23 protein-coding genes are annotated in these 22318 nt (G+C 70.5%); 5 read left to right on the plus strand and 18 right to left on the minus strand.

The features are described from left to right. Positions 1-93: 93 nt before the first annotated feature. Together KF889_04475 and pncA are read right to left on the minus strand one after the other, a co-directional pair. On the minus strand, positions 94-1395 hold the full coding sequence (locus KF889_04475) for a glucose-6-phosphate isomerase (protein MBX3498677.1): 1302 nt from the start codon (positions 1393-1395) through the stop codon (positions 94-96). 103 nt (positions 1396-1498) lie between these two features. Beyond that, a complete protein-coding gene (gene pncA / locus KF889_04480; protein ID MBX3498678.1) occupies positions 1499-2122 on the minus strand; it encodes a bifunctional nicotinamidase/pyrazinamidase in 624 nt (207 codons plus the stop codon). A 27-nt stretch (positions 2123-2149) separates the two neighbouring features. Here pncA and KF889_04485 point away from each other — a divergent pair, with 27 nt between their 5' ends. Both KF889_04485 and KF889_04490 read left to right on the plus strand, forming a co-directional pair. Then, positions 2150-2947 (plus strand): alpha/beta fold hydrolase, encoded by a 798-nt coding sequence (locus KF889_04485; protein MBX3498679.1) that lies wholly within the window; start codon positions 2150-2152, stop codon positions 2945-2947. Between the two features lie 3 nt (positions 2948-2950). Then, positions 2951-3739, plus strand: a complete 789-nt coding sequence (locus tag KF889_04490; GenBank protein MBX3498680.1) for a hypothetical protein — start codon at positions 2951-2953, stop codon at positions 3737-3739. A gap of 29 nt (positions 3740-3768) precedes the next feature. Here KF889_04490 and KF889_04495 read toward each other — a convergent pair whose 3' ends face one another. From KF889_04495 to KF889_04520, 6 genes are read right to left on the minus strand one after another with little or no spacing between them, the layout of a single operon-like run. Next, positions 3769-4215 (minus strand): nucleoside deaminase, encoded by a 447-nt coding sequence (locus KF889_04495; protein ID MBX3498681.1) that lies wholly within the window; start codon positions 4213-4215, stop codon positions 3769-3771. A 20-nt stretch (positions 4216-4235) separates the two neighbouring features. Next, on the minus strand, positions 4236-4700 hold the full coding sequence (gene queF, locus KF889_04500) for a preQ(1) synthase (GenBank protein ID MBX3498682.1): 465 nt from the start codon (positions 4698-4700) through the stop codon (positions 4236-4238). 9 nt (positions 4701-4709) lie between these two features. Beyond that, positions 4710-5324 (minus strand): histidine phosphatase family protein, encoded by a 615-nt coding sequence (locus tag KF889_04505; GenBank protein MBX3498683.1) that lies wholly within the window; start codon positions 5322-5324, stop codon positions 4710-4712. Then, the gene (rsmD, locus tag KF889_04510; GenBank protein MBX3498684.1) at positions 5321-5908 is read right to left on the minus strand and encodes a 16S rRNA (guanine(966)-N(2))-methyltransferase RsmD; all 588 of its coding nucleotides are present in this window, start codon (positions 5906-5908) and stop codon (positions 5321-5323) included. The genes KF889_04505 and rsmD overlap by 4 nt, the downstream gene beginning before the upstream one ends. Beyond that, positions 5905-6819, minus strand: a complete 915-nt coding sequence (locus KF889_04515) for an rRNA pseudouridine synthase (protein ID MBX3498685.1) — start codon at positions 6817-6819, stop codon at positions 5905-5907. Before KF889_04515 ends, rsmD begins: the two co-directional genes overlap by 4 nt. A gap of 30 nt (positions 6820-6849) precedes the next feature. Further along, on the minus strand, positions 6850-7563 hold the full coding sequence (locus KF889_04520) for a gamma-glutamyl-gamma-aminobutyrate hydrolase family protein (GenBank protein MBX3498686.1): 714 nt from the start codon (positions 7561-7563) through the stop codon (positions 6850-6852). Between the two features lie 51 nt (positions 7564-7614). Between KF889_04520 and queG the strand changes: the two genes are divergently transcribed. Beyond that, a complete protein-coding gene (gene queG / locus KF889_04525; protein MBX3498687.1) occupies positions 7615-8856 on the plus strand; it encodes a tRNA epoxyqueuosine(34) reductase QueG in 1242 nt (413 codons plus the stop codon). Between the two features lie 30 nt (positions 8857-8886). Here queG and KF889_04530 read toward each other — a convergent pair whose 3' ends face one another. From KF889_04530 to KF889_04575, 10 genes are all read right to left on the minus strand, one after another. Beyond that, positions 8887-10224: an insulinase family protein gene (locus KF889_04530; protein MBX3498688.1), complete on the minus strand. Its 1338-nt coding sequence runs from the start codon at positions 10222-10224 to the stop codon at positions 8887-8889. Then, positions 10224-11588, minus strand: coding sequence for an insulinase family protein (locus KF889_04535; protein MBX3498689.1), 1365 nt, complete (start codon positions 11586-11588; stop codon positions 10224-10226). The genes KF889_04530 and KF889_04535 overlap by 1 nt, the downstream gene beginning before the upstream one ends. A gap of 118 nt (positions 11589-11706) precedes the next feature. After that, positions 11707-12294: a DUF3035 domain-containing protein gene (locus KF889_04540; protein MBX3498690.1), complete on the minus strand. Its 588-nt coding sequence runs from the start codon at positions 12292-12294 to the stop codon at positions 11707-11709. Between the two features lie 19 nt (positions 12295-12313). Continuing rightward, the gene (gene lspA, locus KF889_04545; protein ID MBX3498691.1) at positions 12314-12784 is read right to left on the minus strand and encodes a signal peptidase II; all 471 of its coding nucleotides are present in this window, start codon (positions 12782-12784) and stop codon (positions 12314-12316) included. 44 nt (positions 12785-12828) lie between these two features. Continuing rightward, positions 12829-15702: an isoleucine--tRNA ligase gene (gene ileS, locus KF889_04550; protein MBX3498692.1), complete on the minus strand. Its 2874-nt coding sequence runs from the start codon at positions 15700-15702 to the stop codon at positions 12829-12831. A 285-nt stretch (positions 15703-15987) separates the two neighbouring features. Then, the gene (locus KF889_04555; GenBank protein MBX3498693.1) at positions 15988-16437 is read right to left on the minus strand and encodes a hypothetical protein; all 450 of its coding nucleotides are present in this window, start codon (positions 16435-16437) and stop codon (positions 15988-15990) included. A gap of 135 nt (positions 16438-16572) precedes the next feature. Then, positions 16573-17517 carry an endonuclease/exonuclease/phosphatase family protein gene (locus tag KF889_04560; protein MBX3498694.1) on the minus strand — a complete coding sequence of 315 codons (945 nt, stop codon included), beginning with the start codon at positions 17515-17517 and terminating at the stop codon, positions 16573-16575. Between the two features lie 236 nt (positions 17518-17753). Continuing rightward, positions 17754-18701, minus strand: coding sequence for a bifunctional riboflavin kinase/FAD synthetase (locus KF889_04565; protein MBX3498695.1), 948 nt, complete (start codon positions 18699-18701; stop codon positions 17754-17756). A 10-nt stretch (positions 18702-18711) separates the two neighbouring features. Further along, positions 18712-19140: a MaoC family dehydratase gene (locus tag KF889_04570; GenBank protein MBX3498696.1), complete on the minus strand. Its 429-nt coding sequence runs from the start codon at positions 19138-19140 to the stop codon at positions 18712-18714. A gap of 122 nt (positions 19141-19262) precedes the next feature. Next, positions 19263-20687, minus strand: coding sequence for an amidase (locus KF889_04575; GenBank protein ID MBX3498697.1), 1425 nt, complete (start codon positions 20685-20687; stop codon positions 19263-19265). Between the two features lie 162 nt (positions 20688-20849). On the opposite strand from KF889_04575, the gene KF889_04580 reads away from it, so the two are divergent. Next, positions 20850-21881, plus strand: a complete 1032-nt coding sequence (locus tag KF889_04580) for a phosphotransferase family protein (protein ID MBX3498698.1) — start codon at positions 20850-20852, stop codon at positions 21879-21881. A 5-nt stretch (positions 21882-21886) separates the two neighbouring features. Further along, on the plus strand, positions 21887-22246 hold the full coding sequence (locus tag KF889_04585; protein MBX3498699.1) for a hypothetical protein: 360 nt from the start codon (positions 21887-21889) through the stop codon (positions 22244-22246). The last annotated feature ends 72 nt before the right edge of the window (positions 22247-22318 follow it).

Here is a 22318-nt window from a genome sequence, read left to right on the forward strand (position 1 = left end):
CGTCGCTGAGAGGCCGGAAGCCCCTCATCCGCCTCGCTGCGCTCGGCACCTTCTCCCCGCCTGCGCGGGGAGAAGGGAAGAAGTGCGCCGCCGTCATCTGCGCGCGCCGAGATACTCGCGCGCCAGGACCTTGCCCTCCTCGACGGCGGGCTGGTCGAAGGCGTCGACGTTCCACAGATCGGCGGCGACGATGGTCTCCAGCATGTAGTGCATCAGGAGCGCGCCCATGACGCGCTCGTCGAGCCTGGCAAAGCGCAGACGGCGCGTCGGCCGGCCGTTGCGCGCCAGGGTCACGGCGGTGGCCTCGGCTTCGGCCTGCAACAGATCGCCCAGCGAATGCTCGCCGAGATAGTCGAGCGAAGCGTCGCCGCCCAGCGCCGCCTTCGGCACCTTGCGGCCTTCGCCGGCGGAGTCGCGCATCAGCACGGTGAACATCTTGTCGGCCGGCCCGCCGAGATAGAGCTGCAGCTGGCTGTGCTGGTCGACCGTGCCCATGGCGCGCACCGGCGTGGTGCCGACGCCCTGCTTGCCCAGGCTCTCGGCCCACAGCTGGCGGTACCACAGGCCGAAATAGGCCAGGCGGTCGACATAGGGCATCAGCACCGTGGTGTGGATGCCGCGCTCGCGCCACAGGCCGACCGAAGCGGCCGCGCCCGCGGCGGCGGCGCTGTCCTCGGGCGCATTGGCCTTCAGCGCCTGGTCGAGCACGCTGGCGGCGCCCTCGCGGATCGCCGCGACATCGAGGCCCGCGGCCATCGCCGGCAGCAGGCCGACCAGCGACAGCACGGAATAGCGACCGCCGACCTTGGGGTCGTGCTCGAGGATCGGGCAGCCGATGCGCGTGGCGATACGGCGCAGGGCGTTGTCGGTGTTCTCGGTGATGGCGATCAGATGGTCGGCGACCTTCGCCTTGCCGAGCTTCGCCTCGAGCGCCTCGAGTGCGACGAAAAGCTGCATCAGCGGCTCGGCGGTTCCGCCCGACTTGGAGATGGCGATGAAGGTGGTCTTGGTCAGATCGAGCCGGGTCAGCAATTCGCCGAACGTGTCCGGATCGATGTTGTCCATGAACCACAGCTTGGGACCGCCGCGCGCCGGACCGAAGCCGATATCGGTCATGGCCGCGAGCGTCTGTCCGCCGAGGCTGGAGCCGCCTATGCCGAGGATCACCGCGTGCTCGAACTGGCGCAGATGCGCGGCGTGCGGCTTGAGCGCCGCCAGGTCGTCGCGCGCCGCCGGCAGGCGCAGGAGGGGCAGCGACCCGTCGGCGTGCCGTCGGCGCAGCTTTTCCAAGGCCGGCACTGCGCGCTCCAGCTCCGCGGCATAGGCCGCGCGCGTGAGGCCGCGATCGCCGACGCGGTCGGCGAACAGATCGTCGAGTTCCTGGCGGTAGTGCATCGGGGGGCTGCTTCCGTTTTGCGCAGAGTAGAGCAGGCGCCGGGCGGGAGGAAGGCCCGGCGGCCCGCTCTGTGCCTGTGGATTGCGACACAAGCGCGGCGCTTCAGGATGCCTGCAGGCTCACACCCGCGTCGCGCATGGCCTTTTGCTGCAGGGCGCGGCTGCCGTCGAGATCGATGGCGGCGCAGGCGGTCTCGACCACCGCGGTGGCGAAGCCGAGCCGCGCCGCGTCGAGCGCCGAATAGGCCACGCAAAAGTCATAGGCCAGACCGCAGAGCAGCACACGGTCCACGCCGCGGCTGCGCAGCCAGCCGTCGAGGCCGGTGGTCGTGCGCCGATCGTTCTCGAAGAAGGCGGAATAGGAATCGACGGCCGCACGCATGCCCTTGCGCACGATCAGCGCCGCCGGCGTCGCCTCGAGCGAGGCATGGAATTCGGCGCCCGGCGTGCCCTGCACGCAGTGGTCGGGCCACAGCGTCTGCGCGCCATACGCCATTTCGACGCTCTCGAACGGCTGGCGGCCGGCATGCGAGGAAGCGAAGGAGCCGTGTCCCCGGGGATGCCAATCCTGCGTCAGCACCACGAGGTCCGACATCGCAATCAGCCGGTTCACGGCGGGAATGATCGTGTCGCCCCGCGGCACGGCGAGCGCGCCGCCCGGACAGAAATCGTTCTGCACGTCGATCACGATCAGCGCCGACCCGGGCGCGGTCCATTTGCTGTCCATGCTAGAAGACACCCGAAGAGGAACGCCATGAGGATAGCACGCGGGCTGGCCGATACCTTCGCCGGCCAGATCCATTATCGCACCGCCGGCAGCGGTCCGGCGATCGTGCTCACCCACATCAACCAGCAGAGCTCGGCGGTGATGGTCGAGCTGATCGCCGCGCTGGCGCCGAGATTCCGCGTCGTCGCCATCGACTATCCCAGCCACGGCATGTCCGACCACATCGACTGGCAACCGGCGATCGAGGACTACGCCCGTGCCGCGCTCGAGGTGATGGACGGGCTCGGCATCGAGCGCTTCCACGCCATGGGCGAGGCGGTGGGCGCCGCGACCTCTCTGGCGCTGGCCGCCCATCATGCGGCGCGTATCGACAGGGTGGTCCTGGTGAACACGCCGTTCTTCACCGACGCCGCCAACGCGCGGAACGACATCGCCGACATCCAGCGCGTGCGTCCGACCGACCCGACCGGCTTTCCCGCGCCGCGCAGCATCGACTACCTGCTGGCCAATGATCCCGAGCACGCGCCGGTCGCGCCGACCCAGGACTGGATGGATCGGATCAACGTCGCGCAGTTCCAGATCGGCCGCGACCGCTGGCAGGCGATGGGCGCGCTTTCCAGGTTCGACACGCTGGGCACGGCGGCGCGGGTGAAGCAGCCTACGCTGATGCTCTACGGCGAGCGATTCATCTACGGCCGGCACCGCGCCGTGGTGAGCGCCAGGCTCGCCGACGTGCGGGTCGAGATCATCCCCAATGGCCGCTTCTGCATGACATGGGAGCGTGCGACGGATGTCGCCGCGGCGGCGACGCGCTTCCTGGAGTAGGACATGAGCGAGTTCATCGAGCCCTATGCCGGGCTGACCTACGTCGATCGCGCGATGAGGGTCGAATCCGCCGTCGAGCATCGCGCGCTCGCGACCTGTGGTATCGACCCGGCCGTCTATGGCGCGACGGTCGACCCCACGACCTTCATCTCGCGCGCCATCGCCGAGGGCGTGCGCAACGGCGTGCATGCCAACGGCACGGTCAACATGGCGCAGCGCCTGGTGCAGCGCGCGCCCCTGCGCCTCGACGAGCCGCTCACCGTCAGCGGCCGTATCCTCGACGTCAGCCCGGTGCCGCGCGGCAAGGTGGCGATCAGCGAGACGTGGTTCACGGCCGGGGACGGGACGCGCGCGGTGATGGCCGGACGCCGCTCGCTCAGACCCGACCCGGACAAGGCGGGGGTGCGCGGCGCGGGCGAGGTGGCGGCGCCGGTGGTCGACGATGTCGGCGCGCTGAAGACGTTGCGCGACGTGACGCTCACGCCCGACATGGTGAAGGGCTACGATTCCGAGGCGATCAATCCGATCCATTCGGTGCCCGAGGCGGCGATCAGGGCCGGCTTCCGCGCGCCGATCATCGGCGGCGGCATGGGCGTGCGCTATCTCATGGCCGAGATCTGGCGGCGTCTCGCGCCACGCGCGCTCGACATCGAGATCCATTTCCGCCGGCCGATCTTCTGGGACGATACCGTGACCATCCGCGTCGAGGAGAAGGCCGGCGCGTGGACCGCGATCTGCCTGGCCAAGGGCGAGAAGGTCGCGACCGAGGCGCGCATCAATTCAGTGTCTTGATTGGGAGCGCCGGCGTCCCGCCGGCATCTTCAGGAGCCGGCGGGTTGCCGGCGGTCCCGGAAGAAGGAACGCAGGAGTTGAGCGGCTTCGCGTTCGCCGATGCCGGAATAGACCTCCGGCCGGTGATGGCAGCTCGCCTGGGCGAAGATGCGCGCGCCGTTGTCGACGCCGCCGCCCTTGGGATCGGACGCGCCATAGTAGAGCCTGCGGATGCGCGCGAAGCTGATCGCCTGGGCGCACATCGGGCAGGGCTCGAGCGTGACATGCAGATCGCAGTCGACGAGACGCGGCACGCCGAGCTTGGCGGCGGCGGCGCGGATCGCCAGCAGCTCGGCATGGGCGGTGGGATCGCGCAGCTCCTCCGTGCGGTTGCCTTCGGCGGCCAGCACGGTGCCGTCCGACGCGACGATCACCGCGCCGATCGGCACCTCCTGGCGCGCGCCGGCCAGCCGCGCCTGCTCGAGCGCGAGATCCATCGGCGAGGTCTTCATGATCGTCAGCCGCGGCCGCGATAGGGCGGCACGCCCTGGTCGGGCAGCCACAGGCCGGATGGCGGGCGGCCGGTCTGCCAGAACACGTCGATCGGCATGCCGCCGCGCGGGTACCAGTAGCCGCCGATGCGCAGCCAGCGCGGTGCCATCGCCGCCTTCAGCCGCTTGCCGATCATCACCGTGCAGTCCTCGTGGAACGCGCCGTGGTTGCGGAAGGCGCCGAGGAAGAGCTTCAGCGACTTGCTCTCGACCAGCCGCGCGCGCGGCACGTAATCGATCACCAGATGGGCAAAGTCGGGCTGGCCGGTCATCGGGCAGAGCGAGGTGAATTCCGGCGCGGTGAAGCGCACGAGATAGATCTCGCGCGGATGCGGGTTGGGCACGATCTCGAGATGCGCCTCCTCGGGCGAGGCCGGCAGCGCTGTCTCGCGGCCGAGCTGCGTGAGATGCGCGTATTTGCCCTTGGCCATGGCGCCAGCCTAGCCGGCGGCGTCGATGCGCGCCACGCCACCGGCCTGCAGGCGGTAGAAGGCGTCCTGCGGCTCGTCGAGCAGGACGATGTCCTCGCCCGGCAACGCCATGTAGAGACCGCGCAGGACGCGACCCACCGCGCCGTGGCTGAACAGCGCCACCGGCCGGTCCGCCGCCTGCGCCAGCACGGCGTCGAGGAACGGCCGCACGCGCAGGGCGGCGGCCTGGTAGCTCTCGCCGCCGGGCGGTGCGTGGCCCCACTTGGCGCGCTCGCGCTCGGCCATGGCGCCGGGCGCGCGCTGGTCGATCTCGGCGCGCGTCATGCCGTCCCACTCGCCCCAGGTGATCTCGCGCAGCGTGTCGTCGAAACGGCAGCCCGCGACGTCGAGGCCGGCCGTCTCGGCCGCGAGGCTCAAGGTCTCGCGCACGCGCCCGAGCGGGCTGGCGAAGACCAGCATGTCACGGCAGGCGGCGCCGGCGATCGCCTTGAGCGCCACCCCCATCGCCCGCGCCTGCTCGCGCCCGCGCGCGGTCAGAGGCGAGTCGAGCCGCCCCTGGATGCGGCCGGTGGCGTTCCACTCGGTCTCGCCGTGGCGGAAGAGGAAGACGGGATGGGCGTTCACGCGGCCGCTCCGTAGCGGAAGAACAGCAGCTTGGCCTTGCCGTAGCGACGCTCGTCGAGCGGCGTGAAGCCCTCGGGCGCGACCGCGTCCTCGTTATACGCCACCTCGAGGCTGCAGATCGCCCCCGGCGCCAGCCAGCCGGCGCGCGCCAGCGCCGCCAGGGCTTTCGGACCGACGCCGGAATAATAGGGCGGGTCGAGGAAGGCGAGTTCGCAGGCGGCCGAGGGCGGCGCGGTCGGCGGCTGCGTGGCGTCGGCGCGCATCACCCTGACGTTTCCGGCTTCCTTCAGGGTGCGCGCGTTGTCGCCGACGGCGCGCACCGCCTCGGGAGCCCTGTCCATGAAGCTGGCATGCTCGGCGCCGCGCGACAGCGCTTCGAGCCCGAGGATGCCGGCGCCGGCGAAGGCGTCGAGCACGCGCGCCCCGGGCAGCGGCGAGGCGCCGCCATCGCCCCAGCCGGCATGCAGCAGGATATTGAACAGCGCCTCGCGGGCGCGCGACGCGGTGGGCCGCACGTCGCGGCCTTCGGGCACGCTGAGCGGCCGGCCGCGATGGCGGCCGCCGGCGATGCGTGGCGCGGTCATCGCTCGCCGGCCAGCGCGCGTCGCGGTCGCGTCGGCCCGCGCCAGCCCTCGGGCTTGCGCGGCGGCGCAGGCGGCTCGCCTTCCTTCGACGGCTTGTGCCGGCCATAGGCGTGCGGCCGGGGGGCGGGGCGGGCCCAGCCGGGCTTGCGGCCGTCGGCATCGTAGCCCTCGGCGCCCATCACCAGATCGACCTGCCGGGCGCTGGCCTCGACCACCTCGCCCTCGGGCAGGGCCTCGAGGTTGAAGGGCCCGTAGCCGATGCGGATCAGCCGGTTCACCACCAGGCCGAGATGCTCCATCACCCGGCGCACCTCGCGATTCTTGCCCTCGCGCAGGGTGACGACGATCCAGTTGTTGCTGCGCTGCTGGCGTTCGAGGCGCGCACGGATCGGGCCATAGCGCACGCCGTCGACGGAGAGGCCTTCGGCCAGGCGGTCGAGCATCGCCTGGTCGACCCGGCCGTGCGCGCGCACCCGATAGCGCCGGTCGAAGCCGGTCGCCGGCAGCTCCATGCGCCGCGCCAGCGCCCCGTCATTGGTCAGCAGCAGCAGGCCCTCGGAGGCGATGTCGAGGCGGCCGATCGAGACCACCCTGGGCATGTCGTGCGGCAGATTGTCGAACACCGTCGGCCGGCCCTCGGGATCGCGCGCCGTCACCACCAGGCCAGGCGGCTTGTGGAACAGCCAGATGCGCGGGCGCTGCGGTGCGGCCACCGCCTGGCCGTCGACCTCGATGCGGCTGGCCTCGGTCACCAGGGTCGCGGGGGTCTGCAGAGTCACCCCGTCGACCTTGACCCGGCCCTGCTCGATCAGCCGCTCGGCCTCGCGGCGCGAACAAACGCCAGCGCGCGCCAGGCGCTTGGCGATGCGTTCGCCTGAAGTCGAATGGGTTTCGGCCATGCGCGGACACATACGCTGCGCGGCCTGAGAAAGCGAGGGCGGTCAGCCGCCGCAGGCTTCGATGAAGGCGCGGAACAGGCGGCGGTCGCCCTCGGAGATGTGGAACTCCGGGTGCCACTGCACGCCCAGGCAGAAGCGGTAGGCCGGGGCCTCGATGCCTTCGATCACGCCATCGGGCGAGCGGGCGTTGACCACCACGCCTGCCGGCTCGTCGCGTGCCGCTTGGTGGTGGGCGCTGTTGACCGCCAGCGTCTCGGTGCCGACGATGGCGTGCAGCCTGGTGCCCCTGGCCACCGCGACGTCGTGGCCGGGCTCGTCGCGCGGGTTGGGCTGCTCGTGGGCGAGCGCGTCGCGGATCGAGTCGGGGATGTGCTGGATCAGCCGGCCGCCCAGCGCCACGTGCAGCAGCTGCTGGCCGCCGCAGATGCCCAGCACCGGCATGTCGCGGGCGAGCGCGCCCCGCGTCATGGCCATCTCGAAGGCGGTGCGGCGGTCCTTGGTGACCACCGTGTCGTGGCGGTCGGCGTCGCCGTAGAGCGAGGGATCGACGTCGAAGGCGCCGCCGGTCACCACCAGCCCGTCGATGGTATCGAGGTAGGCGGCCGTGTTCTCCGGCTCGTGCGGCAGGGCGATGGGCAGGCCGCCGGCTTCGATCACCGCCTCGCAGTAATTCTGACGCAGGGCGTACCAGGGGAACTTCGAGTAGCCGCCGGGCTTCTCGGCATCGAGGGTGACGCCGATGAGGGGTCGTTTCATGTCGCAGAGGATACGCTTGAGGAACGCTTCCGTCATGGGCATCTAGGGACCATGGCCGCCACCCACCCCAGGCCCGGGCTGAAGCAGCGCGCGCCCGCCGATCCGGCCCTGATCAAGGAGGAGATCCGGGCGGAGGCGCTGCGCCTGGGCTTCGCCGCCGTGGGTTTTGCCGCGGCCGAGGCCCCGGCGCTGCAGCAGGAGCGGCTGGCGACCTTCGTCGAGCTGCAGCGGCACGGCGACATGGCCTGGATGGCCGAGCACCTCGACCGTCGCGCCGACCCCGGCCAGCTATGGTCCGGCGCCCGCACCCTGATCTCGCTGGGCTTGAGCTACGCGCCGGCGGGCGATCCGCTGGAGGCGCTGGCCGACAGGTCGCGGCCGGCGATCTCGGTCTATGCCCGCGGCCGAGATTACCACCTGGTGCTGAAGAGCCGGCTGAAGGCGCTGGGCCTGTGGATGTGGAATCGCTGGGGCCGCGACCTGAAGGTCTTCGTCGATACCGCGCCGCTGATGGAGAAGCCGGCGGCGATGCGCGCCGGGCTGGGCTGGCAGGGCAAGCACACCAACCTGGTGTCGCGCCGCCACGGCTCGTGGCTGTTCCTCGGCGAGATCCTGAGCGAGATCGAGCTGCCGCCGGACGAGCCCGAGGCCGATCACTGCGGCACCTGTCGTGCCTGCCTCGATATCTGTCCCACCGACGCATTCCCCGCGCCGGGCCAGCTCGATGCACGACGCTGCATCTCCTATCTCACCATCGAGCACGCCGGGCCGATCGCGCGCGAGTTCCGCGCCGCCATGGGCAATCGCGTCTATGGCTGCGACGACTGCCTTGCCGTCTGCCCGTGGAACAAATTCGCCCAGGCTGCGCACGAGGCGGCGTTCGAGCCGCGTGCGACCGGCACGCTCGTCGAGCTCTGCGCCATCGACGACGCCACGTTCCGCGCGCGCTTCAGCGGCTCGGCGATCAAGCGCACGGGCCGCGAGCGCTTTGTGCGCAACATCGCCATCGCGCTGGGCAACAGCGAGGGCGGCGAGGCCGCTGTGGCGGCCGTGACGCGCCTGCTCGACGATCCGAGCGCCACGATCCGCGGCGCGGCGGTGTGGGCACTGGAGCGCCTGTCGCGCGGGCGCTTCGACGCCGAGCGTGCGGTGCGGTTCTCGGCCGAGAGCGACGAGTCGGTGCGCGCGGAATGGAACGCTGGGGCGACGTGCGGACGACCGGTATCACCCTGTCATCCCGAGCGCAGCGAGGGATCCAGGGCAGACCTGGATCCCTCGCTGCGCTCGGGATGACAGCTTGCGTTCGAAGGACGATGCAGCGAGCTACTCGGTCGCCGTGAGGCCGACCGGCTGGCCGACGACGACGATGGTCAGCGCGTCATCGCGCAGCAGGCGGCGCGCGACGCGGCGCACGTCGTCGGCGCTCACCCTCTCGATGAGCTCCCTGCGCCGCGTCAGGTGGTCGGGCGCCAGATTGTCGGCCTGCATCTGGTGCAGCAGGCCGGCGATCGCCGCGGTCGAATCGAGCGTCAGGGCCAGCGAACCCACGAGGTATTGCTTGGCTTCCGCCAGCTCGCGCTCGGTGACGCCGTCCCTGGCCATCAGGTCGAACTGGGCGCGGATGATGGCGATAGACTCCGCGACGCGCTCGTTCATGGTCGCCACCGAGGCGGTGAACACGCCACCCTGGGCGTAGTAGGAGAGTCGCGAGGAGGCGCCGTAGGCCAGCCCGCGGCGGTCGCGCACCTCGTTCATCAGACGCGAGTTGAAGCCGCCACCGCCCAGCACGTAGTTCATGACGGTCGCGGCGTACCAGTCGGGATCGTCGCGCTTCATGCCCGGCAAGGACATCAGCGCGATGCTCTGTGGCATCGGACGCTGCACCGTCAGCAGGCGTCCGCCCGACCTGGGCGGCGGCGGCGACCAGACCGGCGCCTCGGGCACCGAATCGCCCGGCGGCAGCGCGCCGAAGGCCTGGTCGAGCAACGGGCCGATATCCTGCGCGTTGGTGTCGCCGACCACGGCGACGATCAGCCTGTTGCGCGTGAGCTGACGCGCCGCCAATGCCTTGAGATCCTCCGGCGTGACCGCCCCGACGCTGGTGGCGGTGCCGTCGACCTGCCGGCCGTAGGGGTGCTCGCCGAAGGTTGCGCGGTAGAGCGTGCGCGAGGCGATCGAGCCGGGCGATTCCTCGTTGCGGCGCAGGCCGGAGATGGTGGCGCGGCGCTGCCGCTCGATCGCTTCGGCGTCGAGGCGCGGCTCGGCGAGCGCCAGACGCAGGAGCTCGATCGATTGCGCACGCTGATCGCGCAGCATGCGCAGCGAGCCGCCGAAGCGCTCGGCGCCGGCCCAGAATCCCAGACGCGCCGCGGCGTCGTCCTGCAGCGTCTTGAAGGTCGATGCGTCGTGCGGCCCGGCCCCCTGGTCGAGCACCCTCGACAGCAGCGAGGCGGTGCCCTCCTTGCCCACCGGATCGAGCAGCGCGCCGCCGGCCATCGAGAAGGTGATCGAGATGATCGGGACGGTGGTGTCCTCGACCAGCCAGTAGCGGATGCCTCCGGGGCTCACCAGCGGCTTGATGTCGATGGCCTGCGCCATGGGCGAGGCCAGCGCGACGATGGCGGCCAGCAGCCAGGCCAGCCGGGAAGCGAAGCCGCTCATCATGTCTCCGCCGGCAGGAGATGGGTGGTTACGGCGCGCGTCGGCACCAGCACGGCGCGGACAGCCGCTTCGATCTCGGCGGCGGTCACCGCCATGATGCGGTCCGGCCAGGCGATGACGTCTGCTGCCGTGCGGCCGGTGGTCATCGCCAGGCCGAACAGGCGAGGCCCGGTGGCCAGCGAGTCGCGCGCATAGACCGTCGCGGCGACAAGGCGGCGCTTGGCGCGGACGATCTCATCCTCGCGGGCGCCGCCCTGCAGGAAGCGGTCGATCTCCTCCGTCATCGCCGCCTCGACCGTCGCGATGTCGCCCTGCGGCGCGGGCGTGGCGCTGAAGCCGAAGCTCGACAGGCCGAGCGCGCCGGCCGAGTAGCCGGCATAGGCGCCGACGGCGATCTTCTTCTCGACCACCAGCGAGCGGTACAGCCGGCTGATCTGGCTGCCGCCGATGATCTGTGCCGCAACCTGCAGGGCGTAGGCATGGCGTGTCTCGCCCATGCGGTAGGACGGCGCGAGGAAATCGCGGCCCCATTGCGGCTGGCGCACGCGCTGGTCGCGGCGCACCAGCAGGCGCGGCAACTCGCCGGGCTGGTCGGAGCGCACGCGCGGCGCCACCTCGCGCCGCGCGATCGGCCCATAGTGCTTCTCGGCCAGCCGGCGCACGGCCTCGACCGAGGTATCGCCGGCGACGATGAGGATGGCGTTGTTGGGGGCGTAGAAGCGGCGATAGAAGGCGATCGCCTCGGCCACGCCCAGCTTGCGGATCTCGTCGGGCCAGCCGGAGACCGGGATGCCGTAGCCGCGGCGGCCGAACATCGCCTCGCGCGCGGCCTCGTCGAGCAGGGCCGCCGGCGAGTTCTCGATGCGCGAGCGACGCTCCTCGAGCACGACGTCGCGCTCGGGGATGACCTCCTTGTCCGTCAGCACGAGATTGGTCATGCGATCGGCTTCCATCTCCATGACCATCTCGAGCCGGTCGGCGGCGACGGTCTGGTGGTAGCCGGTGTAGTCGTGCGAGGTGAAGGCGTTGTCGCGGCCACCGGAGCGCGCGACGATCTTGGAGAATTCGCCGGGCGGGGTCTTCTGCGTGCCCTTGAACATCAGGTGTTCGAGGAAATGCGCGATGCCTGACTGGCCCGCCGGCTCGTCGGCGCCACCGACCTCGTACCACACCATGTGCAGCACCACGGGCGCGCGCGCCGAGGGCAGCACCACCACGCGCAGGCCGTTGGCCAGCGAGAACGTCTCGACGCCGAAGCGGCCGGGATGCGGCAGGGTTGTCGAGCCTTGTGCCGAGGCGAAACGCGGCGCCGCAAGCGCGCCCGCCGCCAGCAAGCCGCCGAGCGCGGTCCGTCGGGAGATCATGCGGTCAACTCTAGCGGCAACGACATGGCGACGTCATGGCGAAGTCGATGACAGATGCCCGGTCACGCCGAATTGTGCTCTTGCTGTTACCTTCCCCCTCCGGGGGAAGGTACTGATCCTAGAAGATGCCCTCGAAGATGCCGCGCTTGCGCCGCTCGATCTGCGGCGTGGCGCCGCCCGGATCGGTGCCCTGGGCCTGCGCCGCGCGCAGGCGGGCCTGTTCCCTGACCGGATCGAGGATCACGCCCGGAGGCGGCGTGTCCTGCCAGAAGATCAGCGCGTCGATCAGCGAGCGGTCGCTGTCGGCCAGGATACGGCTCTCGCGATTGAGCTGGGTTCGAATGTCGCTGCCGCCACTGCCGCCGCCGGCGCGTGCGAGCAGCTGCGTCTCCGCCGGGCTGCCGGTCGAGGCGACCGGCGCCGGGGCCGGCCGGGCCGCGCCGCCGCGCCCGGCCGTCGCCGTGGGCGCCGGCGCCAGCACGGCGCGCGCCTGGGCCTGCGGCGTCTGATCGCCCGGACGCGGCGCGCCGGGCCGCGGCGGGCGCAGATCGGCGTTGGGCGGCATGGTCAGGGGGGTGTGCGAGACCACCTTGAATTCGTCCGGCGAGACCTTCCTGTTGCCGCCGATGCTATCCATGATGCCGCACGCGCCGAGCGCGGCCATGGCACCAGCCAGGCCGAGCACCTTCAGGATCTGTCCAATCATTCCCGTCCTCGTTCGACCGTCATCGCTTTTCTTTCGTGACGCCCGGCATCAGGGATTCGGCGAGCAGCGCCAGCACTCCGATGACGATCGCCGCGTCGGCGACGTTGAACGCCGGCCAGTGCCAGCGCCCGATGTAAAAGTCGGCGAAATCGAACACCGCGCCCCAGCGGGCGCGATCGACAACATTGCCGATGGCCCCGCCGATGACAAGGCCGATGGCCCACGCGGTCCAGCGGCTGCGTGCCGCACGCAGCCAGAAGAAGAGCGCGATGCAGATCGCCACGGCGATCGCCGACAGCACCCAGGGAGGCAGGGCGCCGGCGCCGCCCAGCATCCCGAAGCTGATGCCGCGATTCCACACCATCACCAGGTTGAAGAACCCCGGGATCACCTCGATGACGGGCTGCTTCTGCAGCATGTCCTGCAGCAGCCATTTGCTGGCCTGGTCGGCGACGATGGTGATCGCCGCCAGGATCAGGCCCGCCCGCATCAACGTTGGAACGCCCATCGACGAAGGCGGCGGCGGCCGATCGGTCATTGCGCGGCCTGGGGCAGACCGGCGACGGTCGACTCGCAGCGCAGGCAGAGCGTCGGATGGGCTCCCGAACGGCCAACCTCGGGCAGCACCTGCCAGCAGCGGGCGCATTTCTCGCCCTCCGCCCTGCCCGGCACGACGCCGACGCCCGGCACCTCGGCCAAGGTGAAGGCTTCGGCCGGCGGCTCGCCCTCGACCAGGCTGGCATCCGAGACGATGCAGATCTCGGCGAGGTCCAGCCCGGACAGTGCGGCGACGTAGTCGCGCGAGGCGTGGACCGTGGGCGCCGCCTGCAGCGAGGAGCCGATGCGCTTGGCGTTGCGCTCGATCTCCAGCGCGCCGGTGACGACACGGCGCAGCGCGCGTACGGCGCGCCATTTCTCGCCCAGCGCCTCGTCGCGCCACTCCGCCGGGATCTTCGGATAGGTGCGCAGGTGCACCGACTCCTCCAGGCCGTCGGTCGAGGCGCTCGGCCGTGCCAGCCAGGCTTCCTCGGCGGTGAAGCAGGCGAACGGCGCCAGCCACGCCGTGATGAAGGTGAACAGGTCCTGCAGCACGGTGCGCGCCGCGCGGCGGCGCAGCGAGTCGGGCGCGTCGCAGTAGATCGCGTCCTTGCGGATGTCGAAGTACAGCGCCGAGAGGTCGACGGCGCAGAAATTGTGCAGCGACGTCGAGATCAGATGGAAATCGAAATCGTCGACGGCCTGGCGGAACTCGGCGTCGAGCTCGGCCATGCGGTGCAGCACCCAGCGCTCCAGCTCCGGCATGTCCTTCGCTGCCACGCGCTCGGCGTCGCTGAAGCCGCTGAGATTGCCCAGCAGGTAGCGCAGCGTATTGCGCAGGCGACGATAGGCGTCGGCATGGACCTTGAGGATCTCCGGCCCGATGCGCAGATCCTCGGAGTAGTCGGAGCCGACGACCCACAGGCGCAGGATATCGGCGCCGTTCTGGTCGCAGACGTCCTGCGGCGCGGTGATGTTGCCCAGCGACTTGGACATCTTGCGGCCCTGCTCGTCGAGCACGAAGCCGTGGGTCAGCACCGCGTCGTAGGGCGCGCGGCCGCGCGTGCCGCAGCTCTCCAGCAGCGAGGAATGGAACCAGCCGCGATGCTGGTCGGAGCCCTCGAGATACATCGAGGCCGGCCATTTCAGCTCCGGCCGGCCCTCCAGCGTGAAGGCGTGCGTCGAGCCCGAGTCGAACCAGACATCGAGGATGTCCATCACCGGTTCGTAGTTCGCCGGGTCGTGATCCGGCTCGAGAAAGCGATGCGGGTTCTCGAACCAGGCATCTGCACCCTGCGCGCGGAAGGCCGCGACGATGCGGTCCATCACCTTCTGGTCGCGCAGCGGCTCGCCGGTCTGCTTGCTGACGAAGACGGCGATCGGCACACCCCAGGCGCGCTGGCGGGAGACGCACCAGTCGGGCCGCTGCTCGATCATCGAGCGCAGGCGGGTCTGGCCGGCCGGCGGCACGAAACGCGTGTCGTCGATCGCCTTCAGGGCCACCTCGCGCAGCGTGCCGGGGAGCCCGTCGATCCTGCCGTCCATGGCGATGAACCATTGCGGCGTGCAGCGGAAGATCACCGGCGCCTTCGAGCGCCAGGAATGCGGGTAGGAATGCGTCAGCGAGCCCTTGGCGAGCAGCATGCCGGCCTCGGCCAGGCGCGTGATCACCGCGCCATTGGCATCACCTGGCGCGCCAAGGTCGGTGTAGACCCGCTTGCCCGCGAACAGGGCCACGCGCGGGAAGTAGCTGCCGTCGTCGGCGACATAGTCCTCGGCCGCAATGCCGTGCCTGCGGCCCAGCTCGAAGTCGTCGGCGCCATGGCTGGGCGCGATGTGCACCACGCCGGTGCCGGTATCGGTCGTCACGAAATCGCCGACGAACACCTCGGAGTCGCGGGCGTAGAACGGATCGAGCGCCGCCAGCGGATGGGCACAGGTCGTGCCGACGAGGTCGGCGCCCTTCAAGGTCGCGGCGTGCGAGACGTCGGTGATCCTGGCCGCGGCCAGCACCGCGTCCTTCAGCGCCGTGGCGAAGACCAGCTTCTCGCCGACCCTGGCGCCCGAGCCTTCGGCGCAGGACTCGACGATGCAGACCGCGTAATCGATGTCGGCGCCGACGGCGAGCGCGCGATTGGCCGGGATGGTCCAGGGGGTCGTCGTCCAGATCAGGATCGAAGCGCCCTCGAGTTCCGGCCGCGACGCCTTGCGCACGGGAAAGCGCGCATGCAGCGTGACCGATTTGTGGTCGTGGTACTCGACCTCGGCCTCGGCGAGCGCCGTTTTCTCGACCACCGACCACATGACGGGCTTGGCGCCCTTGTAGAGGCCACCGTTCATCAGGAACTTGCCGAGTTCGGCGACGATCACGGCTTCGGCCTCGAAGGCCATGGTCGAGTAGGGATTGTCCCAGTCGCCGACCACGCCCAGGCGCTTGAACTCGGTGCGCTGCACGCCGATCCAGTGCTCGGCGAAGGCGCGGCACTGCTGGCGGAACTCGTTGATCGGGACCTGGTCCTTGTCCTTGTTCTTGAGCCGGTACTCTTCCTCGATCTTCCATTCGATCGGCAGGCCGTGGCAGTCCCAGCCCGGCACGTAGTGGCTGTCCTTGCCCAGCATCTGCTGCGAGCGGGTCACCACGTCCTTGAGGATCTTGTTGAGCGCGTGGCCGATATGCAGGTTGCCGTTGGCGTAGGGCGGACCGTCATGGAGGATGAACTTCTCCCGCCCCTCGCTCTGCGCGCGCAGGCGCTCGAACAGGCCGAGCCTCGCCCAGAACGCCAGCAGCTCCGGCTCCTTCTTGGGCAGGCCGGCGCGCATGGGGAAGTCGGTCTCGGGCAGGAAGACGGTGGAACGGTAGTCGGCGGTCACGGCGGGGCTCGTCGGACGGAAATCTCGGGGAACGTCGCGGCGCGACCAGGGCGCAGGACGAGGGGAACGGCGCAATACCCGGCCGCCGGTCAGCGGACCGGGCCGATAATTCGCTCCCCGATGGCAGCGGGAGCCACCTTCACGCGACGGTATTGCATCGCGGCGAACATACGGAGGGGGGTGCAGGGGGTCAAGGCGAGCGCGGCCGGGCGCTGCTCCCCGGAAGGCGCGATTGCCCCGCGGCGGACGAGCCTTCCGCCGCGGAGCCTCCGAGCCCGAAGCCGCCTAGCGGCCGAACCAGCCGGTGCGGCGACGGTCCGGGATGCCGTCGTTGTTGCGGTCGCGGTCGCGATAGTCGGGGATGCCGTCGCGGTCGCGGTCACGCTGCTTGTAGTCGGCGATGCCGTCGCGGTTGCGGTCGCGCTGCTTCCAGTCGGGGATGCCGTCGCGATTGCGGTCGCGCGTGCGCGGCGGCGGATTGACGTAGACCGTGCGTGATGGAGCCGGCTGATTGTAGACATACGTGGTGCGCGGCGGCGGCTGATTGTACACGTAGGTGGAGCGCGGCGCGCTGTAGGTCGGCGCGTAGTAGGGCTGGTTGTAGCCATAGGCCGGCTGGCCGTAGCCGTAGCCGGGCTGGCTGTACCCGCCGTAGCCGTAGGGCTCTGCCGCATACGGGACACAAGCCGCGAGCCCGCCGAGGGCGAGTGCGGCAGCAGCGATCTGACGGATCATCGGTTTCCTCGCTTGACCGAGCCGTCCGGGCTTCCGGGCACGGACCAGGGCTGGCCTTACCCGCTATCAAGCGGGTTTCTGATGGCAGCCTATCGGATCGATTCCGGCGGAATCTGGGCACGTGGTATCCGACCGTTACAGGCAGTCTACCGTCGCCAGGACCGGCCGGTGGTCGGAGCCGATGTCCGGTCCGATGCGGCGAGCGACGACCCGGCATTCCCCCGCGGCCAGGACATGATCGAGCGGGATGCCCATCCACAACGGCACATAGGCTGTCCATGTCGGCCGCCAGAACCCTGGCGCGTGGCGCAGCGGCGATTCGCGGACCAGGCGGCGCATCGATCGATTCCAGGGCGTGGCATTGAAGTCGCCGGCGACGATCAGCGGGTACCGGGTCCGCCGGGCAAAACCCGCGATATCCTCGAACATCTCGTCGCGGGCGATCCGCCAGGCCGGACTGGCCGGCACCGATGCGTGCAGCGCCATCAGGTCGATGCGTCGCCGGCCGACCGAAAGCCGCGCCTTCGCCAGGGTGCCGTGCGCCCGGATGCCCACCTCCGCGGCCATGTCGAAGGGGTGGCGCGAGAGGACCGCGAGATCGTCCGCCGGGCCGGGGAGCCGGCGATGCGGGAAGAGTCCGTCCAGTCCGGCGAGCATCGCCGCCCAGCGCGGGGTGGTTTCCTGGGTGACGACGATATCCGGCGCCTCGCTCCGCAGCCAGTCGCGCAGGCGTTGGTGCTGGCCGTTGCTCCACAGCAGGTTGATCGTCACGACCTGCAGGCGGATGCCGCCGCGCGCTTCCTGCGGCGTCGTCGCCGCCCGCACGGCGCTGGCAATCGTCGCGCCATTGATGGCGAGACAGGCGACGACGATCGCCAGGCAAGCGCTGCGCCAGCCGCCGCGCACCGTGAGGCCGAGCGGCAGCAACGCCAGCGCGCCCGCGAGCAGATGGGGCCGGAAGCTTTCGACGAGATCGGCGATCCAGGCGTCCGAGCGGAACAAGGCAGTGGCGCTGCTCGCGCCCAGCCCCAGCACAGCCACCAACACACCGACGGTCCATGCCTTGCGCCAGAGTTTCATGTGGCCGACAGTGATGGCCGGCGGCGTCGGGGCGATGGCCGATTCCAGCAGAGTTCGTGCAGGCGCGTCGTCTTCCCTTCTCCCCGCGAAGGCGGGGAGAAGGTGCCGAGCGTCCAGCGAGGCGGATGAGGGGCTTCCTCGCGCAACAACAAAGGTCGCTGCCTTTGAAGCTCCGCGAAGCCCCTCATCCGCCCTTCGGGCACCTTCTCCCCGCCTGCGCGGGGAGAAGGAGAGTCTCAGCCCGCGCGCAGGATCTCGCGCGCGGCGTCGCGGTCGGCGGCGATCTGGGTCTTGAGCGCCTCCAAGCCGGCGAACTTCATCTCCGGGCGGACGAAATCGACCAGGGCCACGCGCATCGTGCGGCCATAGAGGTCGCCGTCGAAGTCCAGCACGTGGACCTCGAAGTTCTCCTGCAGCTTGCCGAAGGTCGGGCGGCGGCCGAGATTGGCGACGGCGTCGCGCCACAGCCACGTGCCGTTCTCCTCGATCGCCGCGCGCACGGCATAGACGCCGAAGCGTGGCCGAAGGTATTCGCCCAGCGCGACGTTGGCGGTGGGGAAGCCGATGGTGCGGCCGCGCTGGTCGCCCCGCTCGACCTTGCCCTCGATCTCCCAGGGATGGCCCAGCAGGTCGGCGGCTTCGCGCACCATGCCGGCGCGCAGCGCCTCGCGGATGCGGGTCGAGGAGTAGATCTCGCCCTCGCGCATCACGGGCGGCACGACGGTGACCGCGAAGCCGCGATCGGCGCCCATGCGCTGCAGCATGTCGACGTTGCCCGAGCGTCGCGCACCGAAGGTGAAGTCGTAGCCGCATACGACATGGCGCGCGCGCAGGCCGGCGACGAGGATGCCGTCGACGAAATCATCGGCCGCCACGGCGGCGAAGTCGGGATCGAAGCGCTGTGCCAGCACCGCCTGCACGCCATAGCGCGCCAGCAGCCGCGTCTTGGCCGCCGGCGAGGTCAGGCGAAAGGGCGCGGTGTCCTTGACGAAGAAGGTGCGCGGATGCGGCTCGAAGGTCAGCGCGACGACCGGCGCGTCCTTGGCCCGGGCGAAGTCGGCGGCCTGGCCGATCAGCACCTGGTGGCCGCGGTGCACGCCGTCGAAATTGCCCAGCGGCACCACCGCGCCGTGCCACGGCACGGTGACGTCGAGCCAGTCGTCGAAGACGGGTATGCCGCTCATCCGCGTCGCCTCAGACCGATCTCGGCCGCGTCGGCACGAGAATCACCGCCTCGCCGTCGAGCACCACCTTGTCGCCGCACAGGCACTCGGTCCTGAGCTTGATGCGCTTGCGCTCGGGCACGATCTCGACGATCTCGCAGCGCGCCGTCACCGTGTCGCCGATCTTCACCGGCGCCTTGAAGTTCAGCGACTGCGAGACGTAGATCGAGCCCGGCCCCGGCAGCTTCGTGCCGACCACGGTCGAGATGAAGCTGGCGCTCAGCATGCCGTGCGCGATGCGCTCGCCGAAGCGCGAGGCCCTGGCGAAGCCCTCGTGCAGATGGATCGGGTTGGTGTCGCCGGAGACGCCGGCGAAGGCCATGATGTCGGCCTCGGTGACGGTCTTGCCGAACACCGCCGACATGCCGACCGAGAGATCCTCGAGGTAGTAGCCGTGCATCGGCTGCAGGACATTCATTCTTCCGCTCCTGGTACTGGGACCTCGCTGTCATCCCGAGCGCAGCGAGGGATCTTTCCTTCGGCCTCAAAGACCCCTCGCTGCGCTCGGGGTGACAGTCGCGACTAGTGACGCACAACAGGATCGATGGGCAGGCGCCTGGCGATGCCCATGATGTCCTCGAACAGCTTGGCGGCCGAGATCAGGCCGGCCTCGCCGCGCGGCTTGCCGACCAGCATCAGGCCGACCGGCAGTCCGGACCTGGTGAAACCGCAGGGCATCGACACCGCCGGCAGGCCGGACATGGTGACGATCGAGGCACCGAGCACCCAGTCGATGTAGCTCGGCATCTTGCGCCCGTTGATCGCCTCGACGTAGCGCGTCTCCACCGGGAAGGGCGGCACCGGCGCAGCCGGCACGCACATGATGTCGACATCGGCCATGAAGCGGGCGAAGCGCTGCTGCACGCCGGCCTGCAGGATCAGGCCGCGGCGGAGATCTTCCGACGTCAGCGACAGGCCGTATTCCATGTTCCAGATCACCTCGGGCTTGAGCAGCTCGCGATGCGTCCGCAGCAGCCTGCCGTTGCCCGCCGCCATGTGGTGGCCGCGGAAGATCTGGAAGGAATCGCGGGCGCCCTCGGGGTCAGGCGCCTTCTCGATGACGGTGGCGCCGATCTCCCCGAAGCGCTCGGCGGCGGCGCGGCAGATCGCTTCGACCTCGGCGTCGTAGACGCAGGCGCCGCCGAAATCGCCGGCCCAGGCGACGGTCTTCGGCGCGACGGGATCCGACGCCGATTTCGCATAGGGCACCGAGGGCGCCGGATAGGACAGCGGATCCAGCGGGTGGTGCTTCGCCGTGGCGTCGAGCATCAGGGCGACGTCGGCGACCGAGCGGCCCATCGGGCCGTTCTGCGAAAAGGTGTTGAGCGGCAGCGTGCCGGGGCCCCAGGCGACGCGGCCGGGGCTGGGACGGAAGCCGACGACCGAGCAGAAGCTCGCCGGCGTGCGCAGGCTGCCGCCGAGGTCGGAGCCGGTGGCCAGCCAGACCTGTCCGGTGGCCAGCCCCACCGCCGAGCCGCCGGACGAGCCGGCGCAGGTCATGCGCGTGTCCCAGGGATTGCGCGTGATGCCGAAGACCTCGTTGAAGGTCTGCGCGCCGGCGCCGAACTCCGGCGTGTTGGTCTTGCCGACCACCAGCCCGCCCAGCGCCTCGAGATGCTGCACCGAGATGCAGGTGCGCTGCGCGACATTGTCCTTGTGCACGCGGCAGCCGAAGGTGGTGACCACGCCCTCGACGTCGTTGAGGTCCTTGACGCCGAAGGGCAGGCCGCCCAGCCAGCCCGGCGTGTCGGGATCGGGCAGCTTCAGCGCCCTGGCGCGTTGCCGCGCGCGATCGAAGGTGCGGATCACCATGGCGTTGACCGCGCCATCGGTCTCCTCGATGCGCGCCTCGGCGGCGTCGATCAGCTCGAGCGGCGAGACCTTCTTCTTCTTCAAGAGATCGACCGTCTCGACCGCGCTCAGGCGGCAGAGCGATGTGTCGGCCATACGCACAATCCCCCCGTTCTTGGAGGCGCGGGCATAGCACGTGAAGGCCTGCCCGGAAAACGGACACAGCCGCGCGGCGGAACGCCGATATGGCGTTGGCATCGGCCTCCATGCTGGTATGAATGGCCGTTCATGCCGGGCGGTCGAAACGGGGAAACGCGGATGGACGGCGCACGCGACGGCGACGCGCGCAGGGAGCTGGTTCAGGGGCTCACCAAGGCCTGTTCGCGCCACTTCGGCCGCGCGGTGCGGATCGACGGGCTGTTTCGCCACTCCGGCGGCGCCTCGCGCCAGACCTGGGGCTTCGATGCGATCTTCGATGACGGCTCGGTCGAGAAGCTCGTCCTGCGCCGCGATCCGCCGCGTGCCGCGGACGCGCCGCCGCAGAGCCTCGAGAACAGCCTCGCGATCGATCGCGCCACCGAATTCGCGGTGATGCGCGCCGCCGGGCTGCACGGCGTGCCGGCGCCCCAGATGCTGTTCATCGCCCAGCCCGGCGACGGCGTCGGCGACGGCTACGTGATGCGCAGCGTCGGCGGAACGGCGATCGCACGCGAGCTGCTGCGCGCGCCGCGCTTCGAGCAGGCGCGCGGGAAGATCACCACCCAGCTCGGCACCATCCTGGCGACGTTGCACTCGGTGCCGCTCGCGGCGCTGCCGAAGCTGCGGGTCGGCACCGCGGAATCGGTGATCGCCACCATGCGTCGCGCGCTCGATGTCACCGGCGAGCCGCATCCGGTGTTCGAGCTGGCGCTCTCCTGGCTCGAGCGCCGCATGCCGCCGGCGCCGGCGGCACCGGGCTTCGTGCACGGCGATTTCCGCACCGGCAACTACCTCGTCGATGAGAGCGGCGTCACCGCGATCCTCGACTGGGAGATCGCGCATCTGGGCGATCCGCTGGAGGATCTCGGCTGGCTCTGCGTGAAGTCCTGGCGCTTCGGCGCAATCGACAGGCCGGCCGGCGGCTTCGGCTCGCGCGAGGAGCTGTGGGACGCCTACGAGGCGGCCGGCGGTGCCAGGGTCGATCGCGACCACGCGCGCTGGTGGGAGATCCTCGGCACGGCGCGCTGGGGCGTGATCTGCATGACGCAGGCGTGGAAGCACCTGTCGGGCGCGGAGGAGTCGATGGAACTGGCCAGCATCGGACGGCGCGCCGTCGAGACCGAGTTCGACCTGCTCGAGCTGCTGGGCTGATCGTCATGGCACAGGACCGTCCCACCGCGCCCGAGCTGCTCGACGCCATTTCAGGGTTCCTGCGCAGCGAGGCGTTGCCGGCGCTGGAAGGCATCGACGCGCGGCTGGCCTTCCAGGTCAAGGTGGCGCTGAACTCGCTCGCGATCCTCGGCCGCGAATGGCAGCGCGGGCCGCGGGCCGACGCCGAGGAGCTGCAGCGGCTGAAGGCGCTGCTCGGCCGCGACGGCGACCTGCCGACGCTCAACGCCGAGCTCTGCCGCCAGCTGCGCGCCGGCGAGCGCGACGAACGCGACGCCGCGCTGATGGACCATCTGCGCGCCACCATCGCCGAGAAGATCGCCATCGCCAACCCGCGCTGGCGCTAGAGTCCTGGGGCGCGCCGGCGTCCCGCCGGCCTCCCAGAAAAGCTTCGGTGCGCACCGAAACGTCTTCGCTTC

The organism is Alphaproteobacteria bacterium, from assembly GCA_019635875.1.
Lineage (GTDB): Bacteria > Pseudomonadota > Alphaproteobacteria > Reyranellales > Reyranellaceae > JAFAZJ01.

Coding starts and splice junctions, on each gene's coding strand:
- KF889_04535 (MBX3498689.1), bottom strand. CDS start 11,588: ATGATCTCCCGACGGACCGCGCTCGGCGGCTTGCTGGCGGCGGGCGCG.
- KF889_04490 (MBX3498680.1), top strand. CDS start 2,951: ATGAGCGAGTTCATCGAGCCCTATGCCGGGCTGACCTACGTCGATCGC.
- KF889_04495 (MBX3498681.1), bottom strand. CDS start 4,215: ATGGATCTCGCGCTCGAGCAGGCGCGGCTGGCCGGCGCGCGCCAGGAG.
- lspA (MBX3498691.1), bottom strand. CDS start 12,784: ATGCGGGCGGGCCTGATCCTGGCGGCGATCACCATCGTCGCCGACCAG.
- KF889_04565 (MBX3498695.1), bottom strand. CDS start 18,701: ATGAGCGGCATACCCGTCTTCGACGACTGGCTCGACGTCACCGTGCCG.
- KF889_04580 (MBX3498698.1), top strand. CDS start 20,850: ATGGACGGCGCACGCGACGGCGACGCGCGCAGGGAGCTGGTTCAGGGG.
- KF889_04520 (MBX3498686.1), bottom strand. CDS start 7,563: ATGAAACGACCCCTCATCGGCGTCACCCTCGATGCCGAGAAGCCCGGC.
- rsmD (MBX3498684.1), bottom strand. CDS start 5,908: ATGACCGCGCCACGCATCGCCGGCGGCCGCCATCGCGGCCGGCCGCTC.
- KF889_04560 (MBX3498694.1), bottom strand. CDS start 17,517: ATGAAACTCTGGCGCAAGGCATGGACCGTCGGTGTGTTGGTGGCTGTG.
- pncA (MBX3498678.1), bottom strand. CDS start 2,122: ATGGACAGCAAATGGACCGCGCCCGGGTCGGCGCTGATCGTGATCGAC.
- KF889_04485 (MBX3498679.1), top strand. CDS start 2,150: ATGAGGATAGCACGCGGGCTGGCCGATACCTTCGCCGGCCAGATCCAT.
- KF889_04570 (MBX3498696.1), bottom strand. CDS start 19,140: ATGCACGGCTACTACCTCGAGGATCTCTCGGTCGGCATGTCGGCGGTG.
- KF889_04530 (MBX3498688.1), bottom strand. CDS start 10,224: ATGAGCGGCTTCGCTTCCCGGCTGGCCTGGCTGCTGGCCGCCATCGTC.
- KF889_04575 (MBX3498697.1), bottom strand. CDS start 20,687: ATGGCCGACACATCGCTCTGCCGCCTGAGCGCGGTCGAGACGGTCGAT.
- KF889_04555 (MBX3498693.1), bottom strand. CDS start 16,437: ATGATCCGTCAGATCGCTGCTGCCGCACTCGCCCTCGGCGGGCTCGCG.
- KF889_04540 (MBX3498690.1), bottom strand. CDS start 12,294: ATGATTGGACAGATCCTGAAGGTGCTCGGCCTGGCTGGTGCCATGGCC.
- KF889_04515 (MBX3498685.1), bottom strand. CDS start 6,819: ATGTGTCCGCGCATGGCCGAAACCCATTCGACTTCAGGCGAACGCATC.
- KF889_04475 (MBX3498677.1), bottom strand. CDS start 1,395: ATGCACTACCGCCAGGAACTCGACGATCTGTTCGCCGACCGCGTCGGC.
- queG (MBX3498687.1), top strand. CDS start 7,615: ATGGCCGCCACCCACCCCAGGCCCGGGCTGAAGCAGCGCGCGCCCGCC.
- queF (MBX3498682.1), bottom strand. CDS start 4,700: ATGGCCAAGGGCAAATACGCGCATCTCACGCAGCTCGGCCGCGAGACA.
- KF889_04585 (MBX3498699.1), top strand. CDS start 21,887: ATGGCACAGGACCGTCCCACCGCGCCCGAGCTGCTCGACGCCATTTCA.